General features: G+C 48.8%; 9 protein-coding genes and 1 pseudogene. 6 read left to right on the top strand and 4 right to left on the bottom strand.

From position 1 onward, the window contains the following. Positions 1-239 precede the first annotated feature (239 nt). Together FJ146_10030 and FJ146_10025 are read right to left on the bottom strand one after the other, a co-directional pair. Positions 240-1,640 carry an IS4 family transposase gene (locus FJ146_10030; protein ID MBM4252298.1) on the bottom strand — a complete coding sequence of 467 codons (1,401 nt, stop codon included), beginning with the start codon at positions 1,638-1,640 and terminating at the stop codon, positions 240-242. 222 nt (positions 1,641-1,862) lie between these two features. Further along, a pseudogene (locus FJ146_10025) lies at positions 1,863-1,991 on the bottom strand (IS607 family transposase). Between the two features lie 448 nt (positions 1,992-2,439). Here FJ146_10025 and FJ146_10020 point away from each other — a divergent pair. The 6 genes from FJ146_10020 (at position 2,440) to FJ146_09995 (ending at position 8,335) form a co-directional block, all read left to right on the top strand. Continuing rightward, a complete protein-coding gene (locus tag FJ146_10020; protein MBM4252297.1) occupies positions 2,440-2,961 on the top strand; it encodes an Rpn family recombination-promoting nuclease/putative transposase in 522 nt (173 codons plus the stop codon). Between the two features lie 41 nt (positions 2,962-3,002). Further along, positions 3,003-3,260: a hypothetical protein gene (locus FJ146_10015; GenBank protein ID MBM4252296.1), complete on the top strand. Its 258-nt coding sequence runs from the start codon at positions 3,003-3,005 to the stop codon at positions 3,258-3,260. 406 nt (positions 3,261-3,666) lie between these two features. Then, positions 3,667-4,749: a trypsin-like serine protease gene (locus tag FJ146_10010; GenBank protein ID MBM4252295.1), complete on the top strand. Its 1,083-nt coding sequence runs from the start codon at positions 3,667-3,669 to the stop codon at positions 4,747-4,749. A 57-nt stretch (positions 4,750-4,806) separates the two neighbouring features. Continuing rightward, positions 4,807-5,835, top strand: coding sequence for a hypothetical protein (locus FJ146_10005; protein MBM4252294.1), 1,029 nt, complete (start codon positions 4,807-4,809; stop codon positions 5,833-5,835). 503 nt (positions 5,836-6,338) lie between these two features. Further along, positions 6,339-7,556 carry a hypothetical protein gene (locus tag FJ146_10000; GenBank protein MBM4252293.1) on the top strand — a complete coding sequence of 406 codons (1,218 nt, stop codon included), beginning with the start codon at positions 6,339-6,341 and terminating at the stop codon, positions 7,554-7,556. A gap of 71 nt (positions 7,557-7,627) precedes the next feature. Next, positions 7,628-8,335: a hypothetical protein gene (locus tag FJ146_09995; GenBank protein MBM4252292.1), complete on the top strand. Its 708-nt coding sequence runs from the start codon at positions 7,628-7,630 to the stop codon at positions 8,333-8,335. A 194-nt stretch (positions 8,336-8,529) separates the two neighbouring features. On the opposite strand, the gene FJ146_09990 is transcribed toward FJ146_09995, so the two are convergent. After that, a complete protein-coding gene (locus FJ146_09990) occupies positions 8,530-8,970 on the bottom strand; it encodes a hypothetical protein (GenBank protein MBM4252291.1) in 441 nt (146 codons plus the stop codon). A 28-nt stretch (positions 8,971-8,998) separates the two neighbouring features. Further along, positions 8,999-9,772, bottom strand: coding sequence for a hypothetical protein (locus FJ146_09985; protein MBM4252290.1), 774 nt, complete (start codon positions 9,770-9,772; stop codon positions 8,999-9,001). Between the last annotated feature and the right edge of the window lie 345 nt (positions 9,773-10,117).

The raw sequence follows: 10,117 nt of genomic DNA, 5'->3' as shown, positions 1-10,117 counted from the left end.
CGATTGCTGAATAATTGAATAAGGAACTAGTGGATGATTGGGCGAACCGAAATATCACGCGATAAAGTGCAACTTTCCGTCAGCGCAGCGTAACTTTTTATGGGTAGGATTATGTGTCAAAGCACAACTTTTCTGCTTGACTAGGGGCCTTACAGAAGACGCCAACTAAGCAGAACTCGCGAGATACTTCGTACTCGCTCGGGCGCGTGACTTATATCTCCGCCGTGAACGACTGACTTTTACCCATAAGTTAGCGCGTCTAAAAAGTCCATTCGCTCGGCGAGACAGCGCCATCCCCTCCAGATGCTCTGCATGCCAGGGTCGCCGTCTCCCGTCCTCCCCAAAAAACCGCCAAGCCGAGCAACGATAAGCAAGGCTTCTCCCAAAGTCATTGTCCGCGACGCTTTTATTTTTAGCTTCTTCGCCGAGACAAGTAACACCTTTATGCCATCCTTATCAATAACTGAGGCTGCAAGGGTGCTGGGAGATATTCGACCAAATTTATACAACCAAAATATGAACCAAGAAACTATTGAAAGAACCGTCGCGAAGTTTTCAATCCTCTGGCGATTTGCCAGTCTCGCAGCCTCGACTTGAAAACCCGATTTTAAAATTCGGTGAAAGCATTCAATTGCCCACCTGTGGCGATAAACTTTTACGACATTCAGAACTTCTTCCACACTACCGCATGGCAAATTTGTGAACAGACGCCAGTGGATCGGATCATCATTACGGTCAGTCTGCCGCACATCTACGACTGAGACCTCAATCGGCTTCAAAACGCCGCTCTGTGCCGTTGGCAGCCGTTGTGGCGGTCTTAATGTCGTCGTGAGATGTCTTATCTCGCACTTGATCTCGACGCCATCGACGTCAAATGCAACTGTCAACAACGCATTGGCATTCGCAATCAACTTTGTGAGGGTTGGTGTTTTTCCGCGTCGCGTAACACCTTGAGTCAATCTATCACTTTTTGATCTTACGACAAAACTCGATGCCTCAGTCGCACTAAGGTGCAGAAATTCATAGATATCAGCCTCTCGATCTGCGACGTGAATGATCGAAGTATTATGCGTGCGAGCCAATTTATTCAGTGACTGAAGATGATCTAGCCAACGGTAGCTCACCTTTTTATTGATAGGGAACGTTTTGTTAATTCCCCGTTCGTTCGTGTTTTTTTGCCCACGTCCTGCCTTTACATCATCAAATGTGAAGAACGTTTGTTTGGCTATGCCGAGAGGCACTCCATCCATATTTAATGCAAGGGTTGAGTGTAGCATCAAGCCCTTGACACCTTGATCATAGTCCTTACTGGCTTTTAGGCGCTGCCCAAGGTCTTTGATACTTGGGAACTTAGTGTAAATTAGGTCCGTCGTATCTTGAATTGCCAAGATCGGCCTACCGTCGTTAGCGGCGCGCTCGCACGTATTTTGAATATGGTTTGCTAAGATTTTGTCCGGTTTTACGTTTTCATTCTGAAAGAACCTGTACGCACCTTTGCTAGCAGCAAAGCTGCCGCACGCGGCATTGATCGAGGCTTTCGGATGCTCGCAAATGGACGAAGCCAACTTCACCACACGAGTAGTCAATCTCGCATCCCCGAAGTCACAACGGCTCAGCTCGCCGCCAATCGTGCAAGTCATAAATCGGAATCCTTTAAGAGGTGTTCCGATATTTATACAACGAAATTATTGGGTTGCAAACTTATGGGTAAAAGTCAGTCGTTTACGGAGGGTGAGGACGTCAAGTAGTGCATCAAACGTGCCAGTCGGCTCAGCATTCGTGGATAGATTCTGCTGCATTTCCCGCAATCTAGTCACTGATCTTGGAGTCCAAAAGGCATCGAGCGTTTACCGCGATGGGATTTAACACAGCTTTTCCGCTTTATGAGCGCGACGTTTAGCACCACGACGCCCGTAGAACCATGCACAAAAACTCGTTAGAATATCGTTCATGTCTTGAACTAAATCGTCATCGAGTTCTTGTTCGTCGACCGTTTAATCCTGACCCAACTTCCCTAATGACTGCGCTAACCAGCAATTGTCTGCCGACTGCATAACTAGTCAATTTTGCTCGACGATAATCGTGCCAGTTGGGAGCTGAGTAGCAGGAATGGAGAGTTTATTTTTTGCCTCATGCGCCAACTATGAAGTTGTTAGCAGCTCGCAGCCCCTGACATGACTGCTCCAGCATACAGATGTCAGCCTCGTACTGAGTACCGCCATCCTCGGTAGTTAAACACCCTCGCACTCACTGACATCTGCATGTCTTTGGTTTTTTGCGCCGTAGTCTTTCATCTTCGGCTCCTCAGGACGAAGGAGCTACCGAATGGAGTTACTAGATCCCAAAAACGATGCGGTATTTAAATACATGCTGGCGGGTGATGATACTGAAGATCTGCGGATCAGTTTACTGACGGCGATCTTAAGACCAGAGTAACCCATTGTAACAGCCACGGTTAAAAACCCGCATCTACCCAAGAAACACATACGGGACAAAGATACCGTGCTCGATATCCTGATGGAGCTCAGTGACGGTAGGCTTGTCGACCTAGAGATGCAGATGGCATGGCGTTCTTATATCCCGGAGCGAGCCTATTATTACGGCAGTCGCGTGATCAATGCGCAGCTGAGTCGTGGGCAGCGCTACCAAAGCCTGAAGCCGGTCTCGACTATATTCTTGCTCAATGCCATCGGATTCCCTGAGGCGCCAGCGGACCACGGCCACTATGTGTTTAGCATGAAAGAGCAGTCAAACCTGGCCCAGCTGCCACCCCTATTTACCATGCACTTTGTCGAGATTCCCAAAATCATCCGCAAGTTGCCAGCCGCCCTTCACTCGCAGGAAGACTTGGCTTTGGCACTTTGGTGTCAATTTTTGTATAGTCCTCATCAATTAGGACTCGCAGGACTCGATGAGGTGATAGCCACCATGCCAGCAGTGAAGAAAGCCAAAAAAAGCTAGAAGAAATCTCCGCCGACGAGGAGAAGCGGGAGATAGCCCGCATGCGCGAGCGCGGTCGTCGTGACTACGAGAGTGATCTCGAGTACGCACTGACACGTGGTAGGGCTGAGGGTATGGCAGAGGGTGAAGCGAGGGGCAGAGCAGAGGGTATAGCAGAGGGCGAACGAGTAGCAAAGATCTCACTGCTGCATGGGCTTCTGGGCAATGTTGCCACGTCGGGATTATCAAGTAAGGAGCTTGCAACCCTTTGCGGACTGAGTGTGGACGAGGTTGATAAGCTGCGCGCTAAAGAGCGCTAGGCGGATTTTAGTTCACGTTGGTACAACGTATCCCGTCTTGAAATCGCAAACGCTATGGAGTTAGCTCGGGCTGGTGCCGTAAAACCATGCCGTAAACGACATCTTTTCACGGCACCATTAATACCGCAGTTTTCCGAATTTGATAGATGACGTGCCTTTTTGTTGCCGATCAAATGATGTGAATATTACGTGGTGTAATAATCAATTTTGCTCGACACTTATCACCGTACACGGATTGCCAATTCTTTTTTTCAAAAGTTCAGGCCACTTACCATATTTTTCTAAACTTTCCGAATAATCCTCCGATAAGTCGGCATGTACTTAGAGGTAGCCCACTGTTCCTGATCACAGCGACCTGACACTTGTCACTAGCCGACAGGACTGAAAAGGTAAAGGCGGCCTCAGCATGTGGCAATATCGAACCTCGAACGGTCAACGGTCTCTAAACTCATTAGTGTCTACCTTTGCTCTCACGTTCGCCGTATCAAACTGCGTCCTATGCGGCTGCCACCGCTTCCAGCCAGAACAACAAAAGAGCGTCACATCTGTCATAGAAAATTCGAACGCGAGATCCGGTGTCGGCTCGTCTAGGGATGGCTTGGAAAAGCCTTCAGCTGACAAAAATTGCCTCGGCATAGTGGGGGGCGCACCAACTGTTGAGTTTCCCAATGTGGGACTAATCGGAAACGTCGACGGTTTCTGCACGGCTACTATTCTGAGTGATAATACAATGCTCACCGCGAGCCACTGTTTGGAAGACACCCCCACTGGCGACGTGGTTTATTTCCCGGGCAGTAACTACGACCAGGTCAGCCTACAGAATGACGTTGACCGTACCATTCCGCCTCTCAAGGCTATTATTGGGTCGCGCGCCCTGACGAACAAGAATGTAGCGCCTTACACCGACGGTGATCTTAGTGAGGCCGGTAAAGATATTGCAATCTTGATATTTCCAGCGGGGACATTCACCACGGTGACGAAGATCGTGCAGGCTCCCTTGACACCAAATCAGGAAGTCTCCTTGGTCGGCTTTGGTGAGACCAATGCACCTTTGTCGCAAAACAACACCCCAAAGGAAATAAGCCTCATAAAGCGCTACGGAAAAAACCGGATTGCATCCACGCCCGCAGAATACCGCCAGCAGTTTGGTTCAGACTTGTACCTGGTCTTGGGGGACGGTAGCTCTGACGGGAAAACTCAAACAAACACCGCAACCGCCGGTCATGGCGACTCTGGCGGTCCCCTTATAGTCGGGAACACTGTTGCAGCAGTTGCAACTAGCGGCGGCAATCTACCGCCCGAGGTACGACCTTATTTTAAAAATGCCGAGGCAGTCAGCACGTTTGCCTCCCTAGGCTCAGCATTCGCCCGTCGATTCCTTAGTGAAGCCATTGCTGCTGGCGCGAAGATTTCCTTCATTGACACCTCACCCCTTACACCGAGCGGTACCGCTGCAGCAGCGCCGTCTCTCTGCTCTAACAGGCCTTAAGTCCAAATACCTTCAAATAGCTCGATGAATTTGCGCAAGTATGGGGTCGAGAATCCTATGAGAATACAAGAGACAATTGAATGCGGATGTTACTTTATTCTGATCTCGTTGATGTCTGGTTGTGGCCTATTTAAAAAAGGAAAATCAATTGAAGCTTCCGCATCAGAGCAGTCTCCTCAGCCGCTGCCGTTTGAGGCAAGTCTGCTTGGGCCCGATGATTTGAAGGTCAGTGAAGGATATGCTGTTATTGAAACTTCAGGTTTAGATGTTATAGACGGTCTAAACAAAGAGAGTCTCTTCCACTTCAATAACAAAGAAGATAATACGAGCGAATCAACTGGTGACTCGACGCCGGGTAGTTGGCGAGATGAAAATTGGGATTGCTTCTCAATGGCTGATGCCGCATTCGAATCTAACAAAGTTTCGGCTCGATTGATGACAATAGTTGATGGGTCAGACTGTGTGAAGCAACAGTATAAGGAACTAGGAGTTGAGGTTGTCAGTGTAAAAGCCACCCGTAGGTTCCGTTATTATTACAAATGTACCTTGGGGGACATCAGCGTAGAGAACGGCAAAAAACTCTATGATTTTGAAAAAGCCGCGAGAAACGACTCCTGTATTCAAGGATCCTACATATATCAGGACGTTATAGATCTCGACGCTACGACTATTAGAGAAGGTGTAACATCAGTGGCGAAAAGGCGTACCGTCCGACAAATGGCGTCTACGGATTTTGCTCAAAGTAGTTTTTTGCGGTCGGGATCTAATTATTCGGTTTATTCGATTGGAAATGGCACAACCTATTTTAGGAAGACGGAGAAATCACTCAAAGGTTCTGCCCCCGGCACTGAGACGATAGAAACCAAGAGCGCAGATGTCACTCAGTATAAATTTCACGACGTAAATGCTGAAGTGTCGGCCAGTAGTAATATTTGGTTTGATAACGGAAAAATCGATGTCGTTCGTAATAATTGGACGGGGACGTTAGTCTTCCGAGGGACTAAAGTTTCGCCAAACTATACGGTCACGTCTAGTGGCACAAATGAAAATCTAACTGGATCATTAACTACTGTAGAAACAAAGTGAGTCAAAGGCTAGTCTGGTAGTAAGGACATGAGCCACCGGCACTAAACTGCTTATACTAACTGGGGCTTGAGTAAACGCGCTAGCGCGCCAATACTGATCCCCTTGTTTACAAGATCTCGAGCATTTTACTGTAAGTTAGCGGCAAGACGTTTTAGTGGCCGGATTCCAGCCTCAACCGTTCTTGTTGGCGGCATTTCGGTAATCGTAATAGTTACGTCAGTAAGTGATTCGTGATCTGGAAACAGTGGGTCGAGTGTGTGGGCGCGCCCAACACGGCCTGAATCTCCTATCGTTATATCGTTCGGGTATCGGCAAGGTGCAGCAAACTTAAGGATTTTTGACTTATCTGAATTTGAACTCAAGTTTTTCTAATAAATGCCGATAAGTGAGTTATCAAATTCGGATAGTTAGAGATTCCGCAAAATACTTGGTTGGTAGGCGATGCTGGCAGCCGTTTAGAGGAGGAGTTTGCGACTATCCTTTTGCTCTCAGGATGGCTTGCAATGACTCCGATTTATTTACTTGAGCGCTACATTCCAGACTACATTTCGTTAAGTCTGCAGCTAGCTCTGATCTACGTGCTATCGACCATAAGCTTTGACCTAGTCCATGTAGTGCTACACAGGTTCGCAAAGTCTAAACACGGCGTATTGCGTCGTTTAGGGATGCTGCACGAGACGCATCATCAATGGTTTGGACCCAGCCTGCAGCATGAGCGTTCGCTGGACGTGTTAAATATCATGCACCACAGGGTGCCAGAATATTTGAACCAACTGGCAGTCACACTGCTCTTTCTCGCAGTGTGTAGCCCTGTGGCGGTGGGACTGATCGCACTGGTCCACACCATCGCTCTTGGCGTTACAATTGCTCAGCGTGGCGTCGATATAAATCACCAACCAAGCAGCAGACTGAAACATCCGCGAGGCCATATTTTTGTCGGCCCGAGTTATCATTACCTCCATCACGTTTATGCTGAATCCCACATGGGATCATTCGTGCAGACCCTAGACAAGATAATGGGTACCTGTGTGCACCTGGAGGGTCAACGCATCGTGATGACAGGAGCCTCTGGAGCCTACGGCAGTGCGATGAAGGCGCTGCTTGAGGATTCAGGCGCCGTCGTCATTCCGCTTAAATACGGTCAAGACTATGACTATAACGACTACAGTCGGATCTTGGACGTCCTCAGCTCTGCTGACATCCTGGTGCTAGCCCACGGTGTTAAGTCTGGGCCAACGATGGCGGCAAACTGCAATTCGTTTGTGCAGATGATCGAGTTGTTCAAGGATCTGACCAAGGCACGTTTGATACCGCCGCAGGTTTGGGCTGTCGGCTCAGAAATCGAGCTCCATTCATCCTTTGGTATACCTGAACTAGAGGCTTACGCGCAATCAAAGCGCGCCTTTGCAGCCCACGCCAAGAATTACTACCGCGATGAGGACATCCTTTATCGTCACATAGTTCCCTCGGCCTTCACTTCTCGCATGGGGCGAGGCCTCATATCAGCCTCACTCGCCGCTTGGTGGACCATGTGGCTCATCCGACGTGGATGCAGATACGTGCCGGTCACCTATACGGGGGTTGCCTACGTAAATTATCTAAAATTTCTCTCGATTCCCGGGATTTTCTCGCAAAATACTCAGTCCGGTAAAAATACTGCAGGGGTAGGTATCGTAACAACGCATCCAGTCATTGGAGATGATTATCAGATCAGTGCGTAATTAAGTCCAGAAATTTAAAGATCATTTAAGAGGTAACACCAAATATCAAATTTAATAGAGGAGCATCGATCATGCAGAATAAAAAAGTAAATAGGATTCTTATTGCAACTAGTATCACCATGTCTCTAGCGGTAACGTTTGTGGGCTGTGGATCACAAAATCTGACGAAGGAAAAAAAATTAACGGCAGCGACAAGTGATCAAGAATCAAAAAAAACCCAAACTGATAAATCGACTAATTCCAGCTTATCCTTGGCAACGCCTCCGGATCTTCCCTCAGATGTGGATGAGGTGGAAATCAGCCTGTCACGGGTCACGATGTCATTCGAGATAAATAAAAAATATATACTACCCGTGACTTATTTATTTACGCTCGATGGCCAGCCGATCCAGATAAAAGATCTCGAGGTAGGAGATTACTTGATCACTGTAACATACAAGAAAAGCGCTACCGCAAGCGTCTACTCCACTGGCCAAGGGCGCGCCACTGTCGAGGCAGGTAAACTTGCTACCGCGCAGATTGCTATGACAAAAGTGGATGACGCAACCGGTGGACTAGTCATCGTGCCGCAAGATGGCAAAATTGTTTGTCCGGCGATTGCCAAGGCTCCAGTGTGTGTGTGGCTCGGCGCGCCAGTTGTCATTTCCGGAGCATTGGTTGTGGGCGTCCCTCAAGGGCGCAAGGGTAGGTGGTATTCTTACCAGAGAAAAGCGAATAGTTGCGAATATGAGCCACTACCGGATCACTTAGAGGTGCTTCCATCTAATGAGTGCTGGTGATGACTAGGATCTAATACTATTGCGTATGGACTTGACGTGACTAACGACAAGAAAACAATCAAAATCTTCGGTCGTGACGTCACTCATGCTCCCATCGCCACCAGTAGAGCACCCTCCGCAATTGTCCACAGCACCAGCCATCGATGCACTAGGTGTCATTGCATGGGGTAGCCCAACAAACTTGATCGCGTTTGTCAGCAGCCGAAGATTTTTCTAGCCAGAACTAGCTGGGTGTCGAGGCCAGTCTGCAGCGAGGCTAAGCAGCCGTCGCTTGCTGCGGCATCTTTGGCCTCATCTAGGCACTTGCTAAAGGTCATATTGGCGGAGGCGCGACTACCTTCGGCGTAACTTGCAAAGCGCTCCTGCTGCTCAGAGCAAGAGATAGCTGCCGCTTGTGCCTGGGAGGCCGTAGTGGCTTCGGCTGCAGATTTGCGAATCGCTTCTTTTTTTACTGAAAGTTCGTCTTTCGGGGCGGCGCCAGGAGTCGCTGAAGGAGTGTTTTCGGCACTGCCGTCCGTGTCCTTTTTCACGCCACGGCTTAGTTGCTCGATTGGTCCGCATGACAGCAGCGAAGCGATGGTTAGGAGGCCCATTAAACGTTGTAATTTCTGAATTTTAGTGTATTTCTCTTGCATCTTAAAATCCCCTATAGTTTTGATTTGTTTAGTTATTCATGGGTGTTAAGACGACCCGATCCGGTAACTTTGGAAAACCCCTCTCACGACATGCCTGGGGGTCGTAGATGTGCGAAAAGCATCTTTTCAGGTCTTCGCGCGCGGCCTTTATCACGGCACTAGCATGGTTGAAAAGAGTTTTTTGAGGGTCTGGTACTGAGCTTGCTAGTGACACACCCGTTAACGTGTCGGTAATAAATTTTTGTTTGTAGGATGAGTACTTGCGTTGTTCTACAAGCTCGAGGTCGATTTTTGACAGTACTTTCGCGTGGAAATCGGCATCAATTATAGCGGTGTAGGGCATCGTTTCGAATTCAACGGGAGTTGCCGTAGCTTGGGTGCTCTTGGTTACGTAGTTGACGGCACTCTCTACGAGTGTGGCTTTATCTTTGAAATCGTAATTCCCAACTCCACCGTATGAGTCTACCTCTATGTGACAGCCGTCTGTTGATTTAACCCTAACGTTATCCAATAGTGTTTGTATCTCGGCGCTAGCAGTTAGTGCCTTAAATCCGCCCTCAGCTTTTATTTTAGATTCCAGGGCCAATTTCTCCGTCGCTGATGCAGTTTCGCAACGCATGACCGGGATCACACCAGCAGCTTTGCGAACACCGCTGACAAATCGGTCTCCGCAGGCTTTGAAGAAGTTAGAGGGGGAATCTGCAAAGCGGGGTATGACGTTCGGTGCGATATTAAAGTGTTCCATAACCTCAGGCGCGAATGTGCTAGATACATTTAACACGATGTAACGTTGGTAGGACATTCAACCCCCATTGCCCCAGCACCCGGGCTTGCTTCCTGGGCCAACCTTCCCACCTCCGCAACCCACTGTCTGCCTAAATGGCAGGATTTCTCCGTACCAGGCGCCATTGTGGCCACCGTGACTACGAGCATTCTCCGCGATGTCCTTTAGCATCAGCTATCGAGGCAATAGGGCACCCCAGCCCATGAGCTAACTGGACTCCGCCTCGTCATCCAGCACATGCCTCGCTTAACTCGGTGTCCACTACACTGAGGAAGGTTATCAGACTCACAGTGGAACTCCCCCTGCTCGCAGCGCGGCGGCGCCCTGGGCGGAGGCTCGTAGTCTAGGCCAAGGTGTTTTAGA

The sequence above is a fragment of the Deltaproteobacteria bacterium genome, from assembly GCA_016874735.1.
Lineage (GTDB): Bacteria > Bdellovibrionota_B > Oligoflexia > Oligoflexales > CAIYRB01 > CAIYRB01.
The sequence above is the reverse complement of the archived record's forward strand: the minus strand, read 5'-3'. Positions and strand labels throughout refer to the sequence as shown.

Excerpts from the sequence above, each read along its gene's own strand:
- FJ146_10030 (MBM4252298.1), bottom strand. The coding sequence starts at position 1,640 with ATGACTTGCACGATTGGCGGCGAGCTGAGCCGTTGTGACTTCGGGGAT.
- FJ146_10015 (MBM4252296.1), top strand. The coding sequence starts at position 3,003 with ATGCGCGAGCGCGGTCGTCGTGACTACGAGAGTGATCTCGAGTACGCA.
- FJ146_10010 (MBM4252295.1), top strand. The coding sequence starts at position 3,667 with ATGTGGCAATATCGAACCTCGAACGGTCAACGGTCTCTAAACTCATTA.
- FJ146_10005 (MBM4252294.1), top strand. The coding sequence starts at position 4,807 with ATGAGAATACAAGAGACAATTGAATGCGGATGTTACTTTATTCTGATC.
- FJ146_10000 (MBM4252293.1), top strand. The coding sequence starts at position 6,339 with ATGACTCCGATTTATTTACTTGAGCGCTACATTCCAGACTACATTTCG.
- FJ146_09995 (MBM4252292.1), top strand. The coding sequence starts at position 7,628 with ATGCAGAATAAAAAAGTAAATAGGATTCTTATTGCAACTAGTATCACC.
- FJ146_09990 (MBM4252291.1), bottom strand. The coding sequence starts at position 8,970 with ATGCAAGAGAAATACACTAAAATTCAGAAATTACAACGTTTAATGGGC.
- FJ146_09985 (MBM4252290.1), bottom strand. The coding sequence starts at position 9,772 with ATGTCCTACCAACGTTACATCGTGTTAAATGTATCTAGCACATTCGCG.